Annotated in this window: 26 protein-coding genes; 19 read left to right on the top strand and 7 right to left on the bottom strand. The window is 56.0% G+C overall.

Annotated elements, in window-relative coordinates:
• Positions 1–6: 6 nt before the first annotated feature.
• The 3 genes from E6W33_RS10760 to E6W33_RS10750 all read left to right on the top strand — a co-directional run bounded on the left by E6W33_RS10760 (position 7) and on the right by E6W33_RS10750 (position 1,900).
• Complete coding sequence (locus E6W33_RS10760; RefSeq protein ID WP_136417287.1) at positions 7–903, top strand: alpha/beta hydrolase; 897 nt, start codon at positions 7–9, stop codon at positions 901–903.
• A gap of 197 nt (positions 904–1,100) precedes the next feature.
• Positions 1,101–1,478 carry a thioesterase family protein gene (locus E6W33_RS10755; protein WP_247869613.1) on the top strand — a complete coding sequence of 126 codons (378 nt, stop codon included), beginning with the start codon at positions 1,101–1,103 and terminating at the stop codon, positions 1,476–1,478.
• Entirely contained in the window at positions 1,475–1,900 is a 426-nt protein-coding gene (locus E6W33_RS10750) for a GNAT family N-acetyltransferase (protein WP_136417285.1), read from the top strand. Before E6W33_RS10755 ends, E6W33_RS10750 begins: the two co-directional genes overlap by 4 nt.
• Positions 1,901–1,905: 5 nt before the next feature.
• Here E6W33_RS10750 and E6W33_RS10745 read toward each other — a convergent pair whose 3' ends face one another.
• From E6W33_RS10745 to E6W33_RS10735, 3 genes are read right to left on the bottom strand one after another with little or no spacing between them, the layout of a single operon-like run.
• Positions 1,906–2,631: an NRDE family protein gene (locus E6W33_RS10745; protein ID WP_136417284.1), complete on the bottom strand. Its 726-nt coding sequence runs from the start codon at positions 2,629–2,631 to the stop codon at positions 1,906–1,908.
• Entirely contained in the window at positions 2,622–2,909 is a 288-nt protein-coding gene (locus E6W33_RS10740; RefSeq protein WP_136417283.1) for a DUF4936 family protein, read from the bottom strand. Before E6W33_RS10740 ends, E6W33_RS10745 begins: the two co-directional genes overlap by 10 nt.
• A 21-nt stretch (positions 2,910–2,930) precedes the next feature.
• On the bottom strand, positions 2,931–3,965 hold the full coding sequence (locus tag E6W33_RS10735; protein WP_136417282.1) for a folate-binding protein YgfZ: 1,035 nt from the start codon (positions 3,963–3,965) through the stop codon (positions 2,931–2,933).
• Between the two features lie 138 nt (positions 3,966–4,103).
• Between E6W33_RS10735 and mltG the strand changes: the two genes are divergently transcribed.
• From mltG to E6W33_RS10700, 7 genes are all read left to right on the top strand, one after another.
• On the top strand, positions 4,104–5,084 hold the full coding sequence (gene mltG / locus E6W33_RS10730; RefSeq protein WP_136417468.1) for an endolytic transglycosylase MltG: 981 nt from the start codon (positions 4,104–4,106) through the stop codon (positions 5,082–5,084).
• A 33-nt stretch (positions 5,085–5,117) separates the two neighbouring features.
• Entirely contained in the window at positions 5,118–5,726 is a 609-nt protein-coding gene (gene tmk / locus E6W33_RS10725; protein WP_136417281.1) for a dTMP kinase, read from the top strand.
• Between the two features lie 5 nt (positions 5,727–5,731).
• Positions 5,732–6,772: a DNA polymerase III subunit delta' gene (locus E6W33_RS10720; protein WP_136417280.1), complete on the top strand. Its 1,041-nt coding sequence runs from the start codon at positions 5,732–5,734 to the stop codon at positions 6,770–6,772.
• A 25-nt stretch (positions 6,773–6,797) separates the two neighbouring features.
• Positions 6,798–7,187, top strand: coding sequence for a PilZ domain-containing protein (locus E6W33_RS10715; RefSeq protein ID WP_136417279.1), 390 nt, complete (start codon positions 6,798–6,800; stop codon positions 7,185–7,187).
• 17 nt (positions 7,188–7,204) lie between these two features.
• Positions 7,205–7,702, top strand: coding sequence for a GNAT family N-acetyltransferase (locus tag E6W33_RS10710; RefSeq protein ID WP_136417278.1), 498 nt, complete (start codon positions 7,205–7,207; stop codon positions 7,700–7,702).
• Between the two features lie 62 nt (positions 7,703–7,764).
• On the top strand, positions 7,765–8,544 hold the full coding sequence (locus E6W33_RS10705) for a TatD family hydrolase (RefSeq protein ID WP_136417277.1): 780 nt from the start codon (positions 7,765–7,767) through the stop codon (positions 8,542–8,544).
• A 7-nt stretch (positions 8,545–8,551) separates the two neighbouring features.
• The gene (locus E6W33_RS10700) at positions 8,552–9,235 is read left to right on the top strand and encodes an ankyrin repeat domain-containing protein (RefSeq protein ID WP_136417276.1); all 684 of its coding nucleotides are present in this window, start codon (positions 8,552–8,554) and stop codon (positions 9,233–9,235) included.
• Between the two features lie 45 nt (positions 9,236–9,280).
• On the opposite strand, the gene E6W33_RS10695 is transcribed toward E6W33_RS10700, so the two are convergent.
• From E6W33_RS10695 to tssJ, 4 genes are all read right to left on the bottom strand, one after another.
• Positions 9,281–9,706, bottom strand: a complete 426-nt coding sequence (locus E6W33_RS10695; protein ID WP_136417275.1) for a hypothetical protein — start codon at positions 9,704–9,706, stop codon at positions 9,281–9,283.
• 312 nt (positions 9,707–10,018) lie between these two features.
• Positions 10,019–10,813 carry a type IVB secretion system protein IcmH/DotU gene (icmH, locus tag E6W33_RS10690; protein ID WP_282183690.1) on the bottom strand — a complete coding sequence of 265 codons (795 nt, stop codon included), beginning with the start codon at positions 10,811–10,813 and terminating at the stop codon, positions 10,019–10,021.
• The gene (gene tssK / locus E6W33_RS10685; protein WP_136417274.1) at positions 10,810–12,156 is read right to left on the bottom strand and encodes a type VI secretion system baseplate subunit TssK; all 1,347 of its coding nucleotides are present in this window, start codon (positions 12,154–12,156) and stop codon (positions 10,810–10,812) included. The genes icmH and tssK overlap by 4 nt, the downstream gene beginning before the upstream one ends.
• Positions 12,157–12,188: 32 nt before the next feature.
• Positions 12,189–12,854, bottom strand: a complete 666-nt coding sequence (tssJ, locus tag E6W33_RS10680) for a type VI secretion system lipoprotein TssJ (protein ID WP_136417273.1) — start codon at positions 12,852–12,854, stop codon at positions 12,189–12,191.
• Between the two features lie 224 nt (positions 12,855–13,078).
• On the opposite strand from tssJ, the gene E6W33_RS10675 reads away from it, so the two are divergent.
• From E6W33_RS10675 to tssA, 9 genes are all read left to right on the top strand, one after another.
• Positions 13,079–13,720 carry a tetratricopeptide repeat protein gene (locus tag E6W33_RS10675; protein ID WP_136417272.1) on the top strand — a complete coding sequence of 214 codons (642 nt, stop codon included), beginning with the start codon at positions 13,079–13,081 and terminating at the stop codon, positions 13,718–13,720.
• A 51-nt stretch (positions 13,721–13,771) separates the two neighbouring features.
• Entirely contained in the window at positions 13,772–14,281 is a 510-nt protein-coding gene (gene tssB / locus E6W33_RS10670; RefSeq protein WP_136417271.1) for a type VI secretion system contractile sheath small subunit, read from the top strand.
• Between the two features lies 1 nt (position 14,282).
• Entirely contained in the window at positions 14,283–15,770 is a 1,488-nt protein-coding gene (gene tssC, locus E6W33_RS10665) for a type VI secretion system contractile sheath large subunit (RefSeq protein ID WP_136417270.1), read from the top strand.
• A 68-nt stretch (positions 15,771–15,838) separates the two neighbouring features.
• Complete coding sequence (locus E6W33_RS10660) at positions 15,839–16,345, top strand: type VI secretion system tube protein Hcp (RefSeq protein ID WP_136417269.1); 507 nt, start codon at positions 15,839–15,841, stop codon at positions 16,343–16,345.
• An 88-nt stretch (positions 16,346–16,433) separates the two neighbouring features.
• On the top strand, positions 16,434–16,943 hold the full coding sequence (gene tssE / locus E6W33_RS10655) for a type VI secretion system baseplate subunit TssE (RefSeq protein ID WP_136417268.1): 510 nt from the start codon (positions 16,434–16,436) through the stop codon (positions 16,941–16,943).
• A gap of 6 nt (positions 16,944–16,949) precedes the next feature.
• Entirely contained in the window at positions 16,950–18,791 is a 1,842-nt protein-coding gene (gene tssF / locus E6W33_RS10650; protein WP_136417267.1) for a type VI secretion system baseplate subunit TssF, read from the top strand.
• Positions 18,755–19,861: a type VI secretion system baseplate subunit TssG gene (tssG, locus tag E6W33_RS10645; RefSeq protein WP_136417266.1), complete on the top strand. Its 1,107-nt coding sequence runs from the start codon at positions 18,755–18,757 to the stop codon at positions 19,859–19,861. Before tssF ends, tssG begins: the two co-directional genes overlap by 37 nt.
• Before the next feature lie 20 nt (positions 19,862–19,881).
• Positions 19,882–22,602, top strand: a complete 2,721-nt coding sequence (gene tssH / locus E6W33_RS10640) for a type VI secretion system ATPase TssH (RefSeq protein WP_136417466.1) — start codon at positions 19,882–19,884, stop codon at positions 22,600–22,602.
• Between the two features lie 15 nt (positions 22,603–22,617).
• Complete coding sequence (gene tssA, locus E6W33_RS10635; RefSeq protein WP_136417265.1) at positions 22,618–23,691, top strand: type VI secretion system protein TssA; 1,074 nt, start codon at positions 22,618–22,620, stop codon at positions 23,689–23,691.
• Positions 23,692–23,950 lie beyond the last annotated feature (259 nt).

Below are 23,950 nucleotides of genomic sequence, written 5' to 3'. Positions count from 1 at the left end.
ACCGACATGAGCGCGCCCATTCAACCCGATCAGTACGCATCGCTACCCAACGGCATTCGTCTGCACTACGCCAGCGCAGGCGAAAAAGGCAAACCTCTGATTCTGTTTGTCCACGGCTTCCCTGAGTTCTGGTATGAATGGGAGGCGCAACTGGGCGAATTCGGACGCGATTATTTCGCCGTCGCGCCGGATTTGCGCGGTTTCAATTTGTCGGACATGCCGACGGATCTTGCTGCCTACAAGGCAAGGCATATCGTGGACGACCTGCGGCTGCTGGCGGCGCATCTTGGTTACGAGAAGTTCATCCTTGTGGCCCACGACTGGGGCGGCGCAATCGCCTGGAATTTCGCGATTGCGCTTCCGCAGTTGCTGCACAGGCTCATCATCGTGAATTCGCCCCATCCCTACCTGTTCATGCAAGCGCTTGCGACAGATCCGGCGCAAAAGGAGGCCAGCGAGTACATGAATTGGCTGCGAGCGGAAGGCTCTGAAAGCGCGCTCGCGCAAGACAATTTCGCACGGCTTGAGCGTATGCTGATTGGCATGGGGGAGGGGCCGGCACCTTGGTTTACCGGCGAGGTGCGTGAGAAATACCATGCGTGCTGGGCGCGCGGTCTCACCGGCGGCGTGAATTACTATCGTGCATCACCCCTGCATCCACCGACCGAGAATCATCCCGGCCCGTTGAAACTGCAGTTGAATCCGGCTGATTTCCGGATCAAGATTCCGACTCGGGTCATTTGGGGCGAGAACGACAGGGCGCTTCCGAAATCCCTGTTGAATGGGCTCGAGGATCTGATCGACGATCTCAAGGTGGTGCGCATCCCGGAAGGTTCGCATTGGATCATTCACGAGCAGCCGGAGCGCGTCAATCGCCTGATCCGCGGCTTTCTTTCGGAGTAATGCCCGCCGCTCCTGCACAGGGATCGGCCCTCGTTCCGTGCCAGGTTCAGGTTGAAGATTCGGTACGCTCTGTTTGTCGATAATGCAGAGCGTCCAAATCAGTCATAATTGTCGACTGAACTTTTTCTCTCATCGATATGGCACGTGAAGATTTTTCCTTTTTCCATTCCCTGCGAGTGCGCTGGGCGGAAGTCGATATGCAAGGTATCGTCTTCAACGGGCACTATCTGACCTATTTCGATGTCGCGTTTACCGAGTATTGGCGTGCGACCGGTTTGCCGAGCGTTCTGCAACAGGCGAGCGACGGCCGCGAAATGTTCGCGCGCAAGGCCACCATCGAATACCAGGCGCCGGCGCGTTTCGACGACATTCTCGACATCGGCGTGCGATGTGCGGCTTTCGGCCGGACATCGGTACGTTTTGTGCTGGAGATTCATCTCGGAGACCAGCATCTGATTTCGGGCGAACTGGTGTATGTCTATGCCGATACGACAGCCCGCAAGGGTGTGCCCTTGCCGGAGGAATGGCGTGCCAGGTTGACTCAGTTCGAAAAATTTGCTCCGGAGGCCGTATGAGCATCGATGTGAACGTCGGCGACTGGGCCATGCAGCGGGCCGACGCGCAAGCGATACGCTATGAAGTATTCGTGGTCGAGCAAAAGGTGCCGCAGGAGATGGAGTGGGATGACATGGATCCCCTGTGCATACATGCCGTGGCATACGAAGCTGGCGGCAAGGCGATCGGGACCGGGCGTTTGCTGCCGGACGGGCACATCGGTCGCATGGCGGTCATGAGAGGGATGCGCGGGCAGGGTGTAGGCGGCGCGCTTCTTGAAGCATTGATGAATGAAGCCAGAAAACGCGGCGATGCCGCCGTGATCCTGAATGCGCAAACGCAGGCCGAATCCTTTTACCGGCGCTTTGGTTTCGTGCGCGAGGGTGAGGAGTTCATGGAGGCCGGCATACCGCACATCGCGATGCGGTATCACTTCCCGTGACCTGACTAGCGGATGATGCGCTCGCGGAGCTGCGCGGTATTGCCGGAACGCAGTTGCGCGACGGTCGAAGCGCGCGTCCCATACTCCGGCGATTCGATGCAAACGGCGGACAGGACGCGTTCCCATTCCAGGCTGACGCCGGTCTTCGGAAGACGGCAATCCGAGGCGCGCGTCGTATCGGTCAGCATATCGAAATAGGCGTCTTCCGGCGCGCCTTGGCACAAGAGGCTGGCGAATTGCGCCTTGGTGCGAACCACCTTCGGCCACGGTGAATCGAGCGAGCCATTCGACAGACCATAGATACCGGGCGGCAAAGGCTTGCCGTTACGCTGATCGTCCTCCGCGCGGTTGGAATACCAGATCAGGTTGTCCTGATCGGCAAGCAACAGATTGAAGCCGTTGAAGCGATGCGCGCCATGCGAAATGGTGTCCAGGTATTCTTCCGGCGACATATCGCCGGCGAGATAATCGGCGACCAGTGCGCCGCGCGTTGGCGCATCATCGCGCTTTTCGGAGGGGGCGCGGATGTTCGTAATAGCTGCGAAACGGCCGTCGCGCGTCACACCCAGCCAGGTGCCACCACCTCGCAGGTCGCGTCCGGCGTAGACATGCGGATGGTCGTTCCACCACGCTGCGGGCGAGGCGGGGCGATCATAGAATTCATCGCGATTGCCGGCGGCAACCAGAGGCATACCCGGAACGACCTGCCAGGCAAAAACGATCAAGCACATGTAGAGACATCCACAAAAAATTCTGTATTGCGAGGGCCATCGATCAGAGCGGCCAATCCTGCTTGCTCGACTACGCGTTCGAGCATCGCTTCGAAACCGCTTGGCACGGACGCGTAGATCTCCATCCAGGTCTTCCGTCCATCCTTTTCTTCAGGCCGACGCTTCAGTCCAGTGACGATACCATATTCCTGCGAAGCCCATCCTTGCACCGCCGCGACCTGCTCGCGCAGTGCCGCGGCGTTCTTCTCAAGAACACGATAGTAGATATATAAATCCATGCTCGCTCGGTGCTCGACCGGTCAGGCGGGAAGCGGATAGGGCAGCATGCCGAACTTGAGCACGGGGCCCTCGGCGGAACCGAGGTGAACAGTCCCCTCTTCGGCGGCCGCTATTTTCATCTCAACCAGGCAATCGATGCCGCCTTGCAGATTCGACGCCGCATTCACGATTTGACCGCAGGGCTGACCGGGATCTGTGCTGGAGAAGATTTCCATGCCCGGCCTGGCATCCGTTGTCTCCACGAATGCCAGCAGCATGCGGCGCTTGAGCTTGCCGAGGTATTGGCTGCGCGCGACGATTTCCTGGCCGGGATAGCAGCCTTTCTTGAAGTTGACGCCGCCGATCAACTCAAAATTGATCATCTGCGGCACGAACTGTTCCTGTGTGGCTTGCGTGACCTGTGGAACACCCGCGTGGATATCGGTCAGGCGCCACAGCGAAGTGGCGACCGGGGTGAAGGTGTTGATCAATTGCGGCCAAGCCTCCTCGGCAATGGCGAGGGGGGCGATCCATTGGTAACGCGCTTGTCCAAGTGCGTCGGGAAGGCGGATCAGGCTGCCGGCCGACGAATCGATCTTCGCAAACGGGCTTGCGGGCAATGCGGAAAACCAGGTCGACAATGCCGCTGTGGCCGATGGCCCGCCGATGCCAAGCACCGCGTGATTATCCGTGACATCGTTCAGTTTCACCTTCGCGCGCAACACGAACATCTGCAAGCGTTTTTGCACGGCGGGCTGGATGGGGCGGGACAACTGCAGCATGATTGCGTCTGCGCTTGCCCACATCAAAAACGTCGCGAGCAGGCGCCCCTTGGGCGAACAATAGCCAGCCAGGCGCGCTTCCGATGGGGACAGATGTTCGACATCGTTGGTCAGTTGGTTATGCAGGAAGCTTGCGGCGTCCTCACCCGTCGCGGCGATCAAGCCGACATCCGTCAGCGGCGCCATGAAGTTCCTTGGAAGCTCCGCCGGGCGGGTGAACTCCACCAGTGGCGTACCAGAGGAATCATCGATGCGTGCCTCGTGCTGACTCAAAAATTGCAACCATGCGTTCATAAATACAGTCCTACCTTAAAGAAATGCTGGTTTAGCCATTATCATCTTGGGTTGATTATAGTGAGGTCTGAGAAATGCGTCCGAACATCATCGGACGCCGCTGTCAGACGAACATGAATTTTGCAGGGTTTTGTTTTGATCAAGAAATTACTTCTTTTTGTCATTGTTTTTTCCGTCTTGTCGGCTGCCACAGTGACATTCTGGGCGCACCAGCCCATCATCGGCATGGGGGAAAAACCGATCGAGTTCTCCATCAAGGCCGGTAGCGGCGTGCGCAGCAGCGTTGAACAGATCGCCAGCGCCGGCGTTCCGGTCAATCCGACCCTGCTCGGCTTTCTGGCGCGCTTGAGCGGCAAGAGCGGCAGGTTAAAGGCAGGCAATTATGAACTAAAGCCCGGAACCACGCCGCTTGCGCTGATCGATCAACTGGCGCGGGGCGAGTTCGCGCAGGAGGCCTTGGTGATCATCGAGGGTTGGACTTTCAGGCAAATGCGGCAGGCGGTTGCCAGTCATCCCGCGCTCAAGCACGATACCGCCGCGCTGTCGGACCAGGAACTCCTCGCGAAGATCAACCCGCAATACAGCAAGCCGGAGGGCTTGTTTTTTCCGGACACGTACCTGTTCGCCAAGGGGGCGAGCGACCTGCAGGTTTACAAGCAGGCGCACTCCCTGTTGCAGAAACGCCTGAACGAGGCCTGGGGCCGGCGCGACCCTTCCTTGCCTTACAAATCACCCTACGAGGCCTTGATCATGGCATCGATCGTGGAGAAGGAAACCGGGCAGAAATCCGAACGCAACATGATCGCAGCCGTCTTCATCAATCGTCTCAAGCGGGGCATGCTGCTGCAAACCGATCCGACCGTTATCTACGGCATGGGCGACGCGTTCAAGGGCAATATCCGCAAGCGCGACCTCGAGACGGATACGCCTTACAACACCTATACCCGCGCCGGCCTGCCGCCGACACCGATTGCATTGCCTGGCGCAGAGTCGCTCGAGGCGGCGCTCAATCCCGCCAAAACCGATGCGCTCTACTTCGTCTCGCGGGGAAATGGCACGAGCGTATTTTCCAGCAACCTGAACGACCACAACCGCGCGGTGAACAAATACCAGCGATAATGCCGGCTGTATCGAGAACAAGAAATCGCATTCATGACACTTGGCAAATTCATCACTTTCGAGGGGATCGACGGCGCCGGCAAATCCACGCATCTGGCGTTTGTCGCAGACTTGCTCAAGTCCGGCGGCAGGACTGTGATCGTCACGCGCGAGCCGGGCGGCACGCCGCTGGGCGAGAAGCTGCGAGAGCTGCTCCTGCATGAAAAAATGCATCTTGAAACGGAAGCCCTGCTGATGTTCGCAGCGCGCCGGGAACATATTGCGGAAGTGATCGAGCCTGCCTTGGCGCGCGGCGATTGGGTCATCTCCGACCGCTTTACGGATGCGACCTTTGCTTATCAAGGCGGCGGCAGAAAACTCGCCCTGGACAAGCTGGAAGCGCTGGAGCAATGGGTTCATCCCCATCTGCAACCCGATCTGACTTTGCTATTCGATGTGCCGCTCGATGTGGCGCGCGCTCGCCTCGATGCCACGCGCGAACTGGACAAGTTTGAGCGGGAAAAGGCGGAGTTTTTCCAGGCCACCCGACAGGAATATTTACGCCGTGCGGCGCAATTTCCCGCCCGTTTCAAAGTGATCGACTCGACCCAGGCGATTTCTGTCATACAGAAAGAGCTTGCGGAAATCATTGCAGGCATGTGAAGCCCATGACCCAGGCACTATATCCCTGGCAGCACGCCGCGTGGCAGCAGCTTCAGCAGTTGAGGCAGCGTCTGCCTCACGCCATCCTGTTCCACGGCCCGGAGGGCATCGGAAAGACCGACTTCGCGGAGCATTTTGCACAATCCCTGCTTTGCCAGGCGCCATCACCGGACGGGCATGCATGCGGCCAGTGCGACCCATGTGGCTGGTTTGCACAATACAATCACCCGGATTATCGGCGCGTCCGTCCTGAGGTACTGGACGAGGATGACGGGGGCGATACCGATGACGCGGAGGCGGGCGACGGCAAGAAGTCGGCCAAGGCCCCAAAAGCGCCATCCAAAGAGATCAAGATCGATCAGATTCGGGCGCTTGCGGATTTCATGAATGTATCGACGCACCGCCAGGGCATGCGCGTCATTCTTGTGTATCCGGCGGAAGCGCTGAACACGGCAGCCGCCAATGCCTTGCTCAAAACATTGGAGGAACCACCGCCGCAGACCATGTTCCTGCTGGTTTCCAACAGTCTTGACCGCCTGCTGCCGACAATTTTGTCGCGATGCCGAAAGTTTGCGCTGACAATGCCGTTACAGAAAGAAGCGCTGGCATGGCTGCAGGAACAAGGGGTGGGCGATGCCGACGTCTGGCTGGCCGAGCAAGGCGGTGCACCGCTCGCTGCCCAGGCTCTGGCACAGACCGAAGAGCGGGAGGTCCTTGATGAATTTCTTCGTGCGCTGGCCAGGCCGAGTGTGGAAACCGCGCTGAAAGTGGCTGAAAAACTGCAGAAAACACCCGTTCCCAATATGGTCGCGTGGCTGCAACGCTGGCTATATGACGTGTTTTCCCTCAAACTTTCGGGCAGAATCCGGTATTATCCGCGATACCAGAAAGAACTTGCCGCACTGGCAAAGCGGGCCGACATCGGCGATCTGCTGCAAGCGCTGAAATCGGTCAAGGACAGACGTGCCATTGCGGAGCATCCGCTGGCGGCCAAGCTTTTTATTGAGGATATGTTGCTGGAATACTCATCCATTTTTCCTTCATGATGTCGTCCGAACTTAAAGGGTAGTCATGGCCGAAGCTCCTGTGATCCAGACCTCATCCGCCGGGGGCGCCAACGTTGCGCGCCCGTCCGTCCTGTCGCTGCCCATCAAGGAAAAAGCGGCATTGTATGCCGCCTACATGCCATTCCTAGCCAACGGCGGGATTTTCGTTCCGACCAACAAGGCCTACAAGCTTGGTGACGAAATCTATCTGATCCTGACCCTGATGGACGATCCGACCAAATATCCGATCGCCGGGAAGATCGCCTGGATTACTCCTGCCGGCGCGAACAACAACAAGGCGCAAGGCATCGGCGTCCACTTCTCATCCGACGAGAGTGGGCTGCGCGTCAAACACCGTATCGAGGAACTGCTCGGCGCGGCACTGCGTTCTTCACGCGCGACGCATACTCTATAAATCCGCATTTCCCAGCAATGACCTACTCGCATCGACTCGCACGCTTCGAAGATTTACCCGCCATCGTATCCATCTATAACAGCACGGTCGCGTCACGCCAGGTTACGGCGGATACCGAACCCGTTACCGTTGAATCGCGCCATGCCTGGTTTGCCGAACATCATCCGGAAAGACGGCCCTTGTGGGTGGCGGAGGCGGACGGGCAGATCATCGGCTGGCTGTCCTACTCGAATTTTTACGGCCGGCCGGCGTATTCCGGCACTGCGGAGCTATCGATCTATCTTCATGAAGCGGCTCGCGGGAAGAGACTCGGGCAGTATTTTCTGACACAGGCCATCGAATTCGCGCCGAAGATCGGTGTTCATACCTTGCTTGGTTTTATCTTCGGACACAATTTACCAAGCTTGAAACTGTTTGAACGATTCGGCTTCACAACCTGGGGTCACCTGCCGCACGTGGCGACACTGGACGGCGTCGAGCGAGACTTGATCATCGTCGGCAAACGGATCGCTTGATCGGAATTCCGCTGGTTCGATGGCAAGACCGGGATACGCCCGAGGGCGTAAAATGTGCTCCCATGTATATCGATTCTCATTGCCACATCAATTTCCCGGAGTTGTCTGCCCGCTTGCCGGATATTTTCCGCAAGATGGAAGAGAATGGGGTCACGCACGCGCTCTGCGTGTCGGTTGATCTGCCGGAATTTCCGCAAGTTCTTGCACTCGCGGAAAAATATCCGAACATCTATGCCTCGGTCGGTGTTCATCCGGATTATGAGGAAACGCCGGAGCCCAGTGCGGATGACCTGATCCGCTTATCCAGGCATCCGAAAATTGTCGGGATCGGTGAGACGGGACTGGATTATTACCGGCTCGAAGGCGACCTGGAGTGGCAGCGGGAGCGTTTTCGCAAGCACATCAGGGCATCACGCGCCACCGGCAAACCGTTGATCATCCATACCCGTTCCGCCTCTGATGACACGATTCGCATCATGCGCGAGGAGGGCGCTGGAACCGATGCGGGTGGCGCCGGCGGAGTGATGCACTGCTTTACCGAATCCTTGCAGGTTGCGGAAGCAGCAATGGACATGGGCTTTTACATATCCTTCTCGGGGATCGTTACCTTCAAGAGCGCAAAGGAACTGCAGGCAGTTGCGCGCGCCGTTCCGCTTGAACGCATGCTCATTGAAACCGATGCGCCTTATCTGGCCCCGGTGCCGCACCGTGGCAAGATGAATGAACCTGGTCTGGTTCGCCATGTCGCCGAATTCCTGTCCACGCTGAAGGAAATTCCGCTCGAACGCGTCGCGCAGCAGACTAGCGACAATTTCTTCAAACTGTTCAAGTTATCCCGGTGAGGCGCCAATGCTGAAACTTGAACGGAATCGCAAACGCAGAAAAACCATCGTGATGCTTGGCATAACCGGGATCGTCCTTGGCGTTCCGGGCGTGGGATTAGCCGGGGCGTACGACGACTTCTTTCGTGCGGTCAAGGCGGATGATGCGGGGACTATCAAATCGCTGCTGGCGCGTGGATTGGACCCGAACCTGATTGAAGCGGAGCGTGGAGATACCGGGCTGATTCTCGCGTTGCGCGATGGCTCGATGCGCGTGTTCGATTTGCTGCTCAACGCTCGGGATCTCAATCTTGAGGCGAAAGCATTCAACGGCGATACGGCACTAATGATCGCGTGCTACAAGGGAAACAAGGCGGCAGTCGATGCACTTCTCGCCAAGGGCGCGGAAGTCAACAAACCCGGTTGGACGCCCTTGCATTATGCGGCCGCCATCGGTAATAACGATATCGTGCAAATCCTGCTGGACAAGTCCGCGTATATCGATGCCGAGTCACCGAACAAAACCACGCCGATCATGATGGCTGCACGCGGCGGGCATATCCTGACCGTCAAGCTTCTGCTTGACGAAGGCGCGGACGCGACTCTCAAGAATGAACTCGGCATGAGCGCGATCGACTTCGCGGAAAAGCATGGGCACAAGGATATTGCCGAGGGCTTGACCTATCGTTTGAAAAAAGCAGGCAAGCTATAACGGGCTGCCTGCGCAGACAATCAATTCAATATACTCAAGCGGCGCTCAGTCGAAGCCGATTCGGTTGCCCCATACGCCGTAATGCAAGGTCTTGTTGGTTTTCATGAAATATTTTTTTAGCGCTGCGAGGTCTGCAACGACATCGGGCGGGAATCCCTGGCGGTCGCCGCGAACATCGGTTATCAAGTCATCCATATAACGTTCGCACTGAAGAGGGCGCTTCCATATTTCCGCAAGCCGGTTGGCGATGCGCGGAAACTTGAGTGCCAGTGCATTTGGGCGGGCTTCCTTGGGAAGCGTTGCCAGCCATTTGAAGGTTGCTGCCGCCAGGTCGTTGGTGTTATGCGCGGGCAGCCGGCAGGGAGTCCAGTTTTTCTTCGGTGGCGGTGCCGTATCCACTTTCGCAATCGGTCCATGTACCGATGCTTTCGCTTCTTCCAGAGATACTGTTTCGTAGGGAATCGAGTCCATCGTACCAACCTCCAACCATGTGCAAGACAAACAGAGCGAGCATGTGTTGCCCCGGATTGCGTTGTTAGCTGATATCGATTCTTGTTGGGGCGACGGCGGTAAAGCTGAAAAATCCAGAAGATTTACAATTTGTTAAATCTGCGCAATATTACACTGACTAAATATGTTAATTAATTGATAATTCAAATCACCTGTCCGGTGGTTATGCATCTACGCTATGGTCACGGAAGGAATGAAAGGCCCGCGCAAACCGGATCCGGTTCGCGCGGAATGATATGGATAAAGTCGCCTGGGAAAGCGTCAACAAGCTGATCAGGGAAAGCTGATCGTGATATTCGCAATTTTTGGCGTCAGCTTGACGATATCGAAGTAGGCTCCGAGCGTCGTATTGGTGTCCTGCGCAAGCAGCCAGGCGAGACCCGCGTAGGTCATAAGCCCGAGAAACGCGAGGATTGTACCGATAATCCAGATAGGAACCTCGGCTCTCATCATGTGTTTGATGTTATCCGGCGACTTCCAGTGCGGGGCGAACTGAGGGCGTTTGCCCTTCAAATGCGTGATTTCCTTGTCCAGCGTGGCGATCAGATAGTTCAGCTTTTCCTTGCTTTCCAAGGCATATTTGCCTTGGAAGCCGGTGAGCAAACACATGTAGAACACCTCGAGCGTCTGCACACTGCTGTGGCCGCGTTCCCGGACAGACTCCAGCTCCTTGAAGAAATTTTCACCAGCCAACTGGTCGCCGAACAGCATCAGTTGCAGTGGAGCGCGCTCCCACGTATCGCGAATTGCCATCTCCGAAGACAAAATGGTCTCGTCCACAGCCGCGCAAAAAGCATACTTCGCCGCATAGATGTCGTCGATCGACACATTCATGCGACGCGCATTGCGCTCGAAATTATCGAGCAAGCGGCGTATCTGGGTTGCAAACTGATCCGCATCGGCTGGAACGTATCGATTCTTCAGTAACAGGAGCAGGTAAAAACCGTCATGCATCAGATCGATCAGGGTGCGCGGCGCATGATTTGGTTCCTGGCGCAGCGGCGTACCTTCCGCGAACAAGGAAGGGGCAGGTGAAATGGTGTTTTGGGTGAGAGTGTCAATGATCATTGCGCTACTGCGAACAATTCGAGTTTGAGGTTTTTGAATCCGGCCGGAACGTACACCATGATCGATCCGGAAGCGATCATGCGTTCGTAAAGTGCGCCATGTGGTTCAACTGAAAAGTAATAGCATCCCGGCCGAACCGGAATGGCCGCCGGGACTTGAGGCGCCGCCATCAGCCGCACGCCGGGCATCGCTGACGACACCATCCGTTCCACATCATCCGGAGCACCGACCTTGATGCGTAGTGGCGCGGTTTCTACAAGATCCGCGGGCGGCATGTCGGCGGCTACCGAAAGATAGTACGAAGCATTTTTGGTCAATTTTTCGGGATCGATGCGGCCGAGATGGAAGGCAGGCTTCACCTCGGTCAGCGCGATCGAGAAGTAGCGCGAAGAAATTACCGTTTCAATCAATTCCCGGATGATGTGGTCAAGCCTGGCAAACTCCGGCCCGGGATCTGCATGCTTGTATATCGGCAGATCGGAAAGGCTGTACGCTTTTGAAAATGTCAGCAGCTGTCCGGCCAACTTCAGGAGTTCGTGAAACAGACGCTCGGGGTGCAGAGCCGGATGATGGAACAAATGTTGAAGCGACGCGTACGCGCTGTTCACGGTATTCAGCAGCCAGAACGAGGCAATATCGCCCGAGCGAAACTCGACAACATTCAGTGAAGGTTCGCGATGATAGCCATAGAGCGCTTGTGCCTTCGCCTGCAGGATTTCCATCAGACGGCGCGCCATCAGGAAGATCGATGGGGACGAGCGAATCGTCAGAACGGGTGGAACGAATGCGGAGTCGAGTTCGTAGCCGCCGGAGCTCGTCGCACGCACGCGTGCAATCGGCATCGAAACGTATTGCTCCCGATTGTCGTGTTCGGACAGTAAGCGAAATGATTTTTTCAGAATCGTAAGTTCGGAATCGATGGCATTGGTGTACAGATCCGGTGCCTGCTCTTCGCATTGATGGTATCGGAATGCCTGGCCTGGCGAGACTTGGGCGGAGAAATTGGGACCGAAATCGCGCAGATAGGGCAGTGCGAGGAAGAAGACGACGCCATTGCCGATATTCTCGATTGATGCCAGATTGACCGGCTCCGGCGGTGCGTCATTGTCGGGTGCGTTGACGATCTCGCCATCGGGGAGAATGCCTGTGACGCTGGTAATTCGAAGTACGCCTGCGTTGATCGCTTCCGTATCGAACTTCACATCGCGGACACCCCAAAGGTAAGGATGGGCGGCGCGCCCAAACTCGACCAGACGTGACTCGTGGTAAAGGTCTTGGCGCTGAAAATGCTGTGGGCGGAGGAAAAGACCTTCACCCCATAGAATCTTTGCTGAGCGGTTCATATTATTGACGAGTAAAAATTCCTGTGTCGTTGTTATTTGCATCTGGCAGAAGCCAGCAGGGCTGCTTCATTCGCCGGGACGCCGAAAGGTGAGGGGCTAGTTGCTGTCATCGCGCATGCGTGAACACCAAGGGTGATTCCCGAGCGCTCCGCGTCGGATGCTGCAAACGCATATCGCCAACGCTGTGCATAGGGTGAGCGAAACAATGCGGCGACTGCCAGGTAGACTGCATCGCCTGGAAGCTTTTCCTGGATATCGAGTGTTTGCCCGGGTGACAAAGTCAGCTCTCTTGCCTCAACGAGATCGTTCCCGATCGCCTCTTTTTCCTTGTCCGCCAAGCCGACACTCGAGTAGGGCATGGCCAGGAAGCCGTTCTGGTTCCGCAGTTTGTACAGGCGTATCACCGTAGCGAGTCCTTGTCCGTCATCACCAGCGTTCATGTCGCGCGCCCCCTCCAGCCGCAATGCAATGGTTTTCGATTTACTTGAAGGCGCCGAACTGTCCGGAAGTTTTATGCCGACTGAATTCAGTGCAACCTCCGTGATCTTTCCGGCAACCAGCTGAGTTGCGGAGCCGCAACCGGTAAGCAGTACAAGAGCTGTAATCGCTGCGGGCGTCCATCCGGACATCAGATTGGCAACGAGCCAGCCTTCCGTGAACCGAGGAACCCGGCTTCGTCGCGTCATGACTTCAGACATGCAGATCCTTTCCAAGCTGTCTTGCCGAGATATGCAGCAAATAAAATATCAAAAAAACAATTGTGTTTTTTATAATGTTTCAGTTAGTATAGCTGAATGTTGGTAATGTGTTAATTATAAGTTTGTCAAAATTGTCTGATGGAACGGTGGCTGCTGGTGAAAACTGTCAAGCCGCAAACTTCCTCGCCCAGTAATTTCCACAACCTGTACCGCAAGGAATAAAAATGCCAATACCCAAATCTTCTGGTGGCCAGCGTTCGTCGCGTGCCGGTCGTTTTTGCATCGGAGCCATGGTGTTGGCTGTCTCCCTGCTCGCCGCCTGTGCAACCACGCCTCCCGGCGGAGAAAAAGCCAACGTCGAGTTGCTTTACAAGGACGCTGATGCGGAGCTTGCGAAGGGGCAGAACGAAAAGGCAGTCGCCTTGTTGAATAGGGCTGCAAAAGAGAATCCGACCAGCGTAGTGCCGTGGCTGAAGATGGCAAACATCTGGTTTGAAATGGGTAACTACCCATCGGCCATCGTCGCCGCCAATGAGGTATTGCAGCGCGACGTGGCAAATCAGGAGGCAAAGAGTGTTTTGGTTGTGGCAGGTCTTCGGGTCGCAGCAGGAGCGGTCGCCGGCTTGCGGCCGAATGGAGCGGTCAACATGAGCGCGCGCCTTGAGGCGGAGAACCTGACCAATTCGCTGCGCGGTGTACTCGGCGAAAAAGTACTGGTGCCAGCTGGCGGCAGTGAGGGGAAGCCGGCAAGCACCGCGCCACGACCGAAGTTGCATGCGCGATCTGCTGCAACAACCAGAATTTCGAAAGCCCCGCAAGGTAACCCAGACGCCAGCTCGACGGACCCGTTCAAGTCATTGAAATAGCACACGGCCCCCAAACCTCATCTGATATCAGTCATCGAAGGAGAACTCTCTATGTCAAAGAAGGAAAGCGTGCAGAAGAAGCTGCAGCGCGTTCGTCCCCCACGCGTACAACTCACCTATGACGTCGAAATCGGCAATGCGATCGAACAAAAGGAAATTCCGTTTGTCGTCGGCGTCATGGGCGATTTTTCAGGCAATTCGGAAGTGACGCTTCCCAAACTCAAGGAGCGCAAATTCGTCAATGTCGACCTCGACAATTTTGACGACGTCATGAAAGGCGTTGAACCGCGCGCCGCATACCGCGTGAAGAACACGCTCAGCGAAAAGGGTGGGGAATTCGCGGTCGATATCAAATTCAGGTCGATCGAGGACTTTCGTCCGGAAGCTGTCGTCCAGCAGGTTGAACCCTTGCGCAAGTTGCTTGAGGCGCGCGGCAAGCTGTCCGACTTGCGTAACAAGCTCGCCGGCAATGAGAAGCTGGAAGATGTATTGAGCGAGGTTCTGTCGAATACCGAAAACCTGCAGCAGTTAGGCAAGGAAACAAAGCGGAAGGAGGACTGAGATGAACGCTCAAGCACAAGCCTCGAACTTCGCTCTTGAAGAACAATCTGCGGGCAGCTTGCTCGATCGCGTCGTGAGCGAAAGCAGGGTGGCACGTTCGGATACGGAAAGGTCGCGTGCAAAGGATCTGATCGGCGAACTCGTGGGACAAGTTCTCGAAGGCACTGTCGTTATCTCCAGCAATCTTGCAGCGACTCTGGATGCTCGCATTGCCGAGCTGGACTCGCTCATCTCAGATCAGTTGAGTGAAATTCTGCATGCGCCCGAATTCCAGAAATTGGAGAGCACCTGGCGCGGCTTGCACTTTCTTTGCAAGCATACCTCGACCGGCGAGACGCTCAAGATCAAGATGTTGAATGCGAACAAGAAGGATCTGGTTCGTGACTTCAGCAATGCGATCGATTTTGACCAGAGCGCGCTGTTCAAGAAGGTGTACGAAGAAGAGTTCGGAACATTTGGCGGTGCGCCCTTCGGCGCCTTGATCGGCGACTACGAGATCAATCGCCAGCCAGAAGACATGTACTTCATCGAGCAGATGTCGCATGTGGCCGCGGCATCCCATGCTCCGTTCATTTCCGCCGCTTCGCCGGAACTGCTTGGATTGGAGTCATTTGCCGATCTTGGAAGGCCGCGTGACATGGCGAAAATTTTCGATACGCTGGAATACGCCAAGTGGAAGTCATTCCGGGAGTCTGAAGATTCACGCTATGTTGGACTGACCATTCCACGTTTCCTCGGGCGCATGCCTTACCACCCGAAGGAAGGTGCCGTGGTCGAAGGATTCAATTTTGTGGAGGATGTGGACGGCACGAACCACAGCAAGTACCTCTGGATTAACACCGCTTATGCGTTTGCGGCGCGGCTCACGAGCGCGTTCGAACATTACGGTTGGTGTGCGGCTATCCGTGGTGTTGAAGGCGGCGGCCTCGTGGAAGACCTTCCGACACATACCTTCAAGACGGACGACGGCGAAATCGCTCTGAAGTGCCCAACCGAGATTGCCATCACTGATCGCCGGGAAAAGGAGCTGAGCGATCTCGGATTCATTCCGCTCGTGCACTGCAAGAATACCGACTATGCAGCATTTTTTGGCGCTCAGTCGGTGCAGCGCGCAAAGAAATACAACAGCGATGCGGCCAATGCCAATGCGGTGCTGTCCACCCAGTTGCAATACATCTTTGCGTCGTCCCGGATTGCTCATTACCTGAAGTCGATGATGCGCGACAAGATCGGCAGTTTTGCGGCTGCGTCAAATGTCGAGCAGTTTTTGAACAACTGGCTCGCACAATACGTCGTGATGGACGATTCCGCATCACAGGAAGTCAAGGCGCAGTATCCCTTGCGCGAGGCATCCGTGCAGGTATCGGAAGTTCCCGGACGCCCTGGCGTCTATCGCGCCGTCACATTCCTGCGTCCGCATTTCCAGCTTGATGAGCTGAGTGTCTCGTTGCGTTTAGTTGCCGAGTTGCCGCAGTCGGCAAAGGCATAGGTTCTTCTGCGGTAGTTGTAAAACCCTGTTAGCACACTAGCGTGCGTATTTTTAAGGAGCTATAGAGCATGAAAGATATCTACCTGAAGTTTGAGGGTGGTGATACCAAGATCGAAGGCGAGTCGCGCGACGAAGGCCACCCGAAATGGCTTGAGGCGCTGTCCTGGAGCCACTTGATTCGCCAGCCCAAGTCGGCGACAGCGAGTACTTCCGGCGGCCACACCGCGGAACGTTGCGAACACGGCGATATGGTTTTCGTCAAGGATATTGACTCCACAAGCCCGTCGTTGTGGCTGGCATGCAGCCAGGGTGATACCTATAACAAGGTAACGATCGATTTCATGCGCGCTAGTGGCAAGGATAAGGTCAAGTATCTGGAAATCGTTCTCAACCATGTCATTGTCTCGTCCGTTACTCCGACGGTCGACGGCGAAGGCCTGCCGACCGAGACGATCACACTGAAGTACGCTTCGGTGAAATGGACGTACACGGTACAAGGCATCGATGGCAAGAAAGGCGGCAGCAATCCGCAAATGTGGAGCCTGTCGAAGAACAAGGCGACTGAAGCAGTGTAATCACCGAATACGTCTCCATTCCGTGGTTGCGGCGCTGCTAACGCGCCGCAATTCATGCTTCGTCCACCTCTATGCTTCATGATTATTCATGTCTTCAGGTTTGCTCTCGACTGCCAAATATCCCCCCACATTGCTCGACCGGCTCACTGATAACGCGCCGCGAGAGGCGGGAGAGCGTAATCCGATCCGCCTCATCGGCGACGAAGAATTGAAAGAATCGGTGGCACGTGATTTGGAAGCCCTGCTGAATTGTCGATGCGCTTACGGAGAGGACGTCTTTCTTCACTTTCCCGAAACATTGAAGTCGATCGGCAGCTATGGCATGGGCGACTTCGTCGGGCGGAGCCTGGCAAACCCGGCCGATCGAAACCATATCTGCCGGTCGCTGGAACGCACGATCGCGACGCATGAACGCCGTCTGAAGCAGGTGCGTGTCTTGCTGGAGCTGGAAAGTGGAGTGGTCAACCGTTTGCGCTTCGCCATTCATGCGCTGTTGGTCGTCCATCCGGCTACCGAGCCGGTTTTCTTTGATGCGCTGTTGCAGCCATCAACCCTCCAATACTCCGTCAGCAAAGCCAAACGCTCGGTTGCTAGTTGAGAATTCATGGATACCTTGTTGCCGTACTACGAGCGTGAGCTCACCTTTTTGCGCCGACAGTCCAGTGACTTTGCCCGGCGTTATCCAAAGGTTGCGGGGCGCCTGTTGTTGTCTGGCGAGACGTGTGAGGATCCCCATATTGAACGCCTGATTGAATCTTTCGCGTTTCTGGCGGGACGCATTCACAAGAAGCTGGATGACGAATATCCGGAATTTACCGACTCGCTCTTGCAGGTTGTTTTTCCGCAATATCTCAAACCATTTCCGTCCGTATCCATTGCGCATTTTGATAGTGGGAGCGGCGCGGCACAGCTTGCGAAGGCAGCACGCATTCCAAGAAGTACGCTGCTCAACACACGCCCCGTGCGCGGTGTTCCATGCCGTTTTACGACCACTTATGACGTTGACATCTGGCCGATAAAGGTTGTCAACGCGGCCTACGAGAATATCTTCGACGTCACCGGGCTGCCCGTCAACATAGCACGCTCCATCAGCTCGGTAATACGACTTGAGCTTGCCGTGTCGTCGGACAACGTCGGTTTCGACGCCCTGCGAGCGAACAAGCTTCGCTTTTATCTGAACGGCGAGCCCGCCGTTGTTGCACTGGTCCGCGAGGCATTATTCTCGAAAGCGCTTGGGCTCTGGGTGACGTCGCCCACGATGCCGGAAAAAGTCGAACTGCCGGCCAGCGCGATCCTGCCGGTCGGATTTGCTGATGATGAAGCATTGCTTGAGGAAGATCCGCGTTCGCATCGCGCTCATCAATTGATGCTCGAATATTTTGTCTTTCCCGAGAAATTCAATTTTTTCGATCTTGACCTGGTCGCGCTGAACGAGAAATTGCCGCTACACACGCGAACACTGGAAATTCGAATCGGCTTGGCGGGTGTGGCAGACAGGAGTTCGTCTGCCAACCTGCTGGACCGCATTACGAAGGACAATTTCGTGCTCGGATGTACGCCGGTTGTCAACTTGTTCCGGCAAATTCCCGAGCCGATTCGGGTTAGCGGAACGGAAACGACATACCCAGTCATCGTCGACAGTCGGCGGCCAGCGGCCTATGAAGTTTACGACATCAGGCATGTTTTCCAGGTCAGGCAGAGTGTCGATGGAGAAGAAGTGTGCGAGTTCCTTCCTTTCTACTCGATTCGGCACGGCCAGCCACACGATGGCCCGGTTCGATATTGGCATGCAAGCTACGAGGACGACGGCACGTCGTCGAGCTATTCAATGGCGTTGTCGCTGATTGATTCGACAATGGATTTGCAGCGCCCCGCAACAAACACTTTGAGCCTGGACCTCACGTGTACCAATCGTGACCTGCCATCCCAATTGCCCTTCGGTTTGCTGGAGGGGGACCTGTTCGCCGAGGGCGGAACGATTGCCAAGACAATACGGATGTTGCGCAAACCGACGCCGAGTTATCGTTTTCCCAAAGGTCGGGGTGCACAATGGCGTTTGATTTCCCATCTGTCGCTGAATCATCTTTCGCTGTCGGGGCAGGGAGTGGACGCGATCAAGGAAATCTTGACGCTTTACGATATCGCGGGTTCCGTTGCGAACAACAAGCAGATCAACGGTATTGCGGCGATTGACCAGCAGCCGGTCACGGCGCGTATTCCCGGTAATCCATTTCCCGTATTTGCGCGCGGGATGCAGATCCGCATCACACTGGATGAAACGCATTATGCAGGTATTGGCCTGTTCACATTTGCCCAGATCCTGGACCATTTCTTCGGACACTACGTTCACGCCAATAGCTTCACGCAATTGGTATTGATTTCCAAACAATCAGGACAGGAGCTGCTCACATGCCCGGTGAGAAACGGCGCATCGATCCTGGCCTGATTGATCGTCTGCGCGACGAGCCGTACCGCTTCAAATTTTTTCAGGCGGTGCGCCTGCTTCTCGCACAATCCCGCGCCCATTCGTGTGAAGAAGATGCAGACGTGCTCGGCCAGACAATCAGTTTTCGAAGCTCGGTATCGCTGGCATTTCCTCCGAGCGAGATCGAGTCTCTCGATTTCGAATGGGAAAATGCGCCGGAATCCGACACCGAGGGATGCAATGACGCGTCTGGCCGAACCGGCCTGGGAGCGTTTAAAAAGGTCACCATGACACCATCGTTCATGGGGCTTACAGGGCCGTCTGGAGTCTTGCCGCGACATTACACACAGCATGTGGCAGAGCGCGAAATCTTTTATCGGGACTCTGCTTCCCGTGCATTTTTCGATATTTTTACGACCCGGGCGGTTGCGCTGTTTTATCAGAGCTGGCTAAAGTACCGACTTCATCTTCAGTACGAGGCAGACCTCAAGAATTGCTTTCTGCCTTCCATCTTGAGCCTTGCCGGCCTTGGGTTAAAAGGTACCCGCGACCGCTTGATCGACGGCGCGGAAGGCATTCCTGACGAGTCACTCGCTTATTACTCCGCAGCGCTTCGACAGCGACCGCAATCGGCACAATGGTTCTCCAGCATCGCCGCTGATTATTTTCAAATCCGCTGCACCATAGAGCAGTTTGTCGGGCAATGGTTCGAATTGCCGCAGCACGAACTGACTCGTCTTGGAGTGGCGAACTGCGTGTTGGGACAAACAGGATTTTGTGGGAATCGCGTATGGGATCGTCATACGAAGTTGCGATTGACAATCGGCCCCATGCGACGTGACCAGTTTGATGGTTTCCTTCCCGGCGGCTCGGCGTTCAAAAGTTTGAGACGCTTGTTTCGGCTCATGGTTGGCGCCACGTTCGACTGTGAGGTGAGACTCGTTCTGGATAAGCGGGATATCGGCGCCGCATGTCTGGATACGCAGTCACGCGGCACGCGTCTCGGCTGGAACGGCTGGTTCAAGTCCCGCAATATCTGGGCAGATGCATCCGACACGGCCTATCTGATCCGAGCCTCCGATCCTATTTGACAGACTTATTTTTTTTAGACATGACAGCGAACTTGAAGGTACTAATCGGTAAATTGAACTCGACATGCAAGCAAGCGGCGGAGCAGGCCGTCAATCATTGCGTGACACGTGGGCAATATGAGGTCGATCTGGAGCATTTTTTTCTCGCGCTTCTTGATAACAGGCGCAGCGACTTTGCGCTCCTTTGCCGGCATTACGATATCAGCCATACGGCTCTTGAAAAAGATCTGCTCAACGAAATTTCAGGTTTTAAATCCGGAAACTCGCGTACTCCGGTGTTTTCCGAACACTTGCCGAAATTATTCGAGCATGCGTGGCTTCTGGCATCCCTCGATAGTCAGACTCCTCGTATCCGCAGCGCACATCTACTGCTTGCTCTTCTTACGGCATCCGATCTTTCGCAACTAGCATATCGAGGCTCGAAGCAATTTGTCCGGTTTTCGGTCGAGGAGCTCAAGCACAAGCTTTCCGACCTGATCTCCGCTTTTCCGGAAGCTCTGGAATCCGCCGACTTCATTCCCGGACTGGAGGGTGCGTCCGAGGTTCAGATGACGAGCGGGCGTGAGTCTTCAGCAAAAACGCCGGCGCTCGACCAGTACACCATCAATCTGACCCAACACGCACGCGAGGGAAAAATCGACCCGGTTATCGGTCGGGATCCTGAGATCCGCCAGGCGATTGACATCCTGATGCGGCGGCGGCAGAACAATCCGATCCTGACTGGCGAGGCCGGGGTTGGCAAGACGGCGGTCGTCGAGGGGCTTGCGCAACGGATTGCGGACGGCGATGTCCCCTCGTCGCTGAAAGGCGTCGAGCTGCATGTGCTCGATCTCGGCCTGCTGCAAGCAGGGGCGAGCGTGAAGGGGGAGTTCGAGAATCGCCTGCGCAGTGTGATTGAAGAGGTCAAGCGCAGCCCGCATCCGATCATTCTCTTTATCGACGAGGCACACACCATTATTGGCGCCGGCGGACAGGCGGGGCAGAACGATGCGGCCAATTTGCTGAAGCCGGCTCTCGCGCGAGGTGAGTTGCGCACGGTGGCGGCCACGACCTGGAGCGAGTACAAGAAATTTTTCGAGAAGGACGCTGCACTTGCGCGCCGCTTCCAGGTTGTGAAAGTTGAAGAGCCGTCAGAAGCAGTAGCCTGTTCGATGCTGAGGGGTCTGGTGGCCAGGATGGAGCGCCATTTCAATGTTCGTGTTCTGGATGAGGCTGTTGTGGACGCAGTTCGGCTATCAGCGCGCTACATCAGCGGTCGACAGCTGCCGGACAAGGCGATTAGTGTGCTTGATACGGCTTGCGCGCGAGTAGCGCTCGGCAACTCGGCCACACCGGGTTCCATTGAAGACCGCCGGCGATCGATCACGGCGCTGTCGGAAGAAATTGCTGCATTGGAAAGAGAGATGGCCAGCGGCGGTTCGCACGCCGGCCGGCTTGGCGAACTGCGCGCAGAGCGAGAGGCAAGCCAGGCACAGCTGGCGTTGGACGAAGCCCGGTGGAAAACCGAGAGGTCGCTGGTGAAGAAAATCCAGGAGTTGTGCGCCCAGCTCGAGGCCGGCCCGCATGCTGGAACCGGGCGGGCCGATGCGTTTGAAGCGGGCGGTGATGCCGCCATCAACGAGAGTGCTGCACCAGCTTCTGACAGCGCGGCACGGACACGTGAGTTGGACCTCCTGCGCGTGGAGCTGATCTCGCTTCAAGGAGAGAAGCCGTTGGTGCCGGTATGCGTTGACGGCCAGACGGTGGGGGAAATCATCTCGGGATGGACTGGCATTCCATTGGGCAAAATGGTGAAGGATGAAATCAAGACGATTCTGAACCTGAAGCCTTTACTCGAGGAACGCGTGGTTGGCCAGTCGCATGCATTGGAGCAAATTGCGCAACGCGTTCGATCGGCGCGTGCCAACATTGAGGAACCAAACAAGCCCAAAGGAGTTTTCCTGTTCGTCGGACCCTCCGGCGTAGGCAAGACAGAAACTGCGCTTGCGCTCGCTGACATCTTGTACGGCGGCGAGCGTAACCTGGTTACTATCAACATGTCCGAATATCAGGAATCCCACTCGGTATCGGGCCTGAAGGGTTCGCCACCGGGATATGTCGGATATGGCGAAGGGGGAGTGTTAACTGAGGCTGTGCGAAGAAAGCCCTATTCCGTGGTGCTTCTGGACGAAATAGAAAAAGCGCATCCCGATGTTCTGGAATTGTTTTTCCAGGTATTCGACAAGGGAGTGATGGATGATGCCGAGGGCCGCGAAGTCGACTTCAGGAATACGGTGATCATCCTTACGTCCAATGTCGCTTCACAGAGCATCATGCAGGCTTGTCTGAACAAGAGCGTGGACGAACTTCCGAGCGCCGAAAACCTGGCTGAGGCCATCCGACCGCAGCTTTATAAAGCATTCAAACCGGCCTTTCTTGGACGAATGAAGGTCATTCCGTATTATCCGTTGCCCGATCCGATTCTCGCCGAAATCATTTGTCTCAAATTGGATCGAATCAAGCAGAGAGTGCAGTTAAACCACAAGGCGAAGCTCTCATTCAGCAGTGAGGTTGTTGATTCGGTACTCGCCCGCTGCACGGAAGTGGATTCAGGTGCACGTAATGTCGACCATATTCTTAATGGGACAATGCTGCCGCAAATTGCGGAAACGGTTCTTGTGCGGATGGCGGAAGGTAAGCCAATCAATGCAGTCAAGATCGGTGTCAACAAGGACGGCCAGTTCAGTTACAAGGTCAATTGATCGGGTACAAAGCTTATGACTGCAAATATCAGCGACTTGTTAGTACCAATTTCCGACGCTCGGCCGTGCGGCGAGGATTTGTCCTTTTCTGCCGAATTCGACCAGATTCAGGAGGCGCGGCGGGAAGACGACCCGAATGTGGATTATGGCGCGTGGCAAACGACGCTCAAGCAAGCCGATTGGCCTGCAGTGATCGCTTGTTGCACCGACTTGCTTCGGACTCGCAGCAAGGACTTGCGTTTGGCAGCATGGCTGACCGAAGGTCTTGTAAAGACAGCTGGATTGCGCGGCCTTGCCGACGGCATCGAGCTTCATGCGCGCCTGATGGAGCGTTTTGGTCTGGACATTCATCCGCAGGGCGATGAGGGAGACCAGGAGATGCGCATTGGCACGCTGAACTGGCTCAACCTGAGAATGTCGGAACTTGTTCGTCAGATACCCCTCACGCGCGCAAAGGAAGGTCAATACAGCTTGAACGATTATGTTGCGGCTCGCCAGTTGCAGGCGCAACGGCAACGCAATGCGGAGGCTGCGGAAAATGCGGAAGAAGGCGCCACGCTCGAAAAATTTTCTAGCGCTGCCGGCAAGACTGAGAAGTCACTGTACAGGCAATGGATGGATGATGCTTCGCGCGGTCGTGACGCATTAATGCAGTTGGCAACGGCGGCAGATCGTCAGTTCGGTGTCGACGGTCCGTCGTTTACACAATTGCGCGACGGGATTGACGCGATCCGGCAGCGCCTCGAATCAATTGCCAAGGAGCTCGGCATCCTTTCAGTCGAGGATACGCCAGCAGGCATGAACGGAAGCTCGGACCCCATTGAGGGGGAGTTGGCCGCCCAGGCGACGTCTCGTGGACCTATCCGAACCCGTGCACAGGCGTTGGAGGCATTGCGCGAGGTCGCGAAGTTTTTCCGAACTACCGAGCCTCACAGTCCGGTCGCGTATCTTGCAGATAAGGCCGCCCATTGGGGGGCAATGCCTTTGCACCTGTGGTTGCGGAGCGTGGTCAAGGATCAGAGCAGCATGTCGCACATCGAGGAATTGCTGGGCTTGGAAGCTGATCAGGACAGCAGTCGTGGAGCTTGACTGTTCCTGCTGCGAAAATCTCATGTGGTAGGAATTACAGATCGGCACACTTCATGCAAGACAACGCCGGGTCTAAGTACTTGCTCATAAAAAACTGTGATTGTCTGTGGCCCAAGTCGGCGCGCTACTGCGTTGCCCGCCCCTGGCAGTGCTCGCACTCCGTCGGGTCAGGCGCCTTGCATCGCATCCGACACGGACCACATCCATCTCACAGTGTTTTATGAGCAGGTACTTAGGTCTTTAATTAGCGGCGCAGCAA

Origin of the sequence: Herbaspirillum sp. ST 5-3 (genome assembly GCF_004804275.1) — a bacterium.
In the GTDB taxonomy this organism is placed as follows: Bacteria; Pseudomonadota; Gammaproteobacteria; order Burkholderiales; family Burkholderiaceae_D; genus Noviherbaspirillum.
This window is presented reverse-complemented; position numbering and strand designations above follow the sequence as displayed.

Coding starts and splice junctions, on each gene's coding strand:
- E6W33_RS10700 (WP_136417276.1), top strand. CDS start 8,552: ATGCTGAAACTTGAACGGAATCGCAAACGCAGAAAAACCATCGTGATG.
- tssH (WP_136417466.1), top strand. CDS start 19,882: ATGACAGCGAACTTGAAGGTACTAATCGGTAAATTGAACTCGACATGC.
- tssC (WP_136417270.1), top strand. CDS start 14,283: ATGAACGCTCAAGCACAAGCCTCGAACTTCGCTCTTGAAGAACAATCT.
- E6W33_RS10750 (WP_136417285.1), top strand. CDS start 1,475: ATGAGCATCGATGTGAACGTCGGCGACTGGGCCATGCAGCGGGCCGAC.
- tmk (WP_136417281.1), top strand. CDS start 5,118: ATGACACTTGGCAAATTCATCACTTTCGAGGGGATCGACGGCGCCGGC.
- tssE (WP_136417268.1), top strand. CDS start 16,434: ATGTCTTCAGGTTTGCTCTCGACTGCCAAATATCCCCCCACATTGCTC.
- tssA (WP_136417265.1), top strand. CDS start 22,618: ATGACTGCAAATATCAGCGACTTGTTAGTACCAATTTCCGACGCTCGG.
- E6W33_RS10660 (WP_136417269.1), top strand. CDS start 15,839: ATGAAAGATATCTACCTGAAGTTTGAGGGTGGTGATACCAAGATCGAA.
- E6W33_RS10740 (WP_136417283.1), bottom strand. CDS start 2,909: ATGGATTTATATATCTACTATCGTGTTCTTGAGAAGAACGCCGCGGCA.
- E6W33_RS10695 (WP_136417275.1), bottom strand. CDS start 9,706: ATGGACTCGATTCCCTACGAAACAGTATCTCTGGAAGAAGCGAAAGCA.
- E6W33_RS10755 (WP_247869613.1), top strand. CDS start 1,101: ATGCAAGGTATCGTCTTCAACGGGCACTATCTGACCTATTTCGATGTC.
- E6W33_RS10705 (WP_136417277.1), top strand. CDS start 7,765: ATGTATATCGATTCTCATTGCCACATCAATTTCCCGGAGTTGTCTGCC.
- E6W33_RS10715 (WP_136417279.1), top strand. CDS start 6,798: ATGGCCGAAGCTCCTGTGATCCAGACCTCATCCGCCGGGGGCGCCAAC.
- E6W33_RS10675 (WP_136417272.1), top strand. CDS start 13,079: ATGCCAATACCCAAATCTTCTGGTGGCCAGCGTTCGTCGCGTGCCGGT.
- icmH (WP_282183690.1), bottom strand. CDS start 10,813: ATGATCATTGACACTCTCACCCAAAACACCATTTCACCTGCCCCTTCC.
- E6W33_RS10735 (WP_136417282.1), bottom strand. CDS start 3,965: ATGAACGCATGGTTGCAATTTTTGAGTCAGCACGAGGCACGCATCGAT.
- E6W33_RS10720 (WP_136417280.1), top strand. CDS start 5,732: ATGACCCAGGCACTATATCCCTGGCAGCACGCCGCGTGGCAGCAGCTT.
- tssB (WP_136417271.1), top strand. CDS start 13,772: ATGTCAAAGAAGGAAAGCGTGCAGAAGAAGCTGCAGCGCGTTCGTCCC.
- E6W33_RS10745 (WP_136417284.1), bottom strand. CDS start 2,631: ATGTGCTTGATCGTTTTTGCCTGGCAGGTCGTTCCGGGTATGCCTCTG.
- tssF (WP_136417267.1), top strand. CDS start 16,950: ATGGATACCTTGTTGCCGTACTACGAGCGTGAGCTCACCTTTTTGCGC.
- E6W33_RS10710 (WP_136417278.1), top strand. CDS start 7,205: ATGACCTACTCGCATCGACTCGCACGCTTCGAAGATTTACCCGCCATC.
- tssG (WP_136417266.1), top strand. CDS start 18,755: ATGCCCGGTGAGAAACGGCGCATCGATCCTGGCCTGATTGATCGTCTG.
- E6W33_RS10760 (WP_136417287.1), top strand. CDS start 7: ATGAGCGCGCCCATTCAACCCGATCAGTACGCATCGCTACCCAACGGC.
- tssJ (WP_136417273.1), bottom strand. CDS start 12,854: ATGTCTGAAGTCATGACGCGACGAAGCCGGGTTCCTCGGTTCACGGAA.
- tssK (WP_136417274.1), bottom strand. CDS start 12,156: ATGAACCGCTCAGCAAAGATTCTATGGGGTGAAGGTCTTTTCCTCCGC.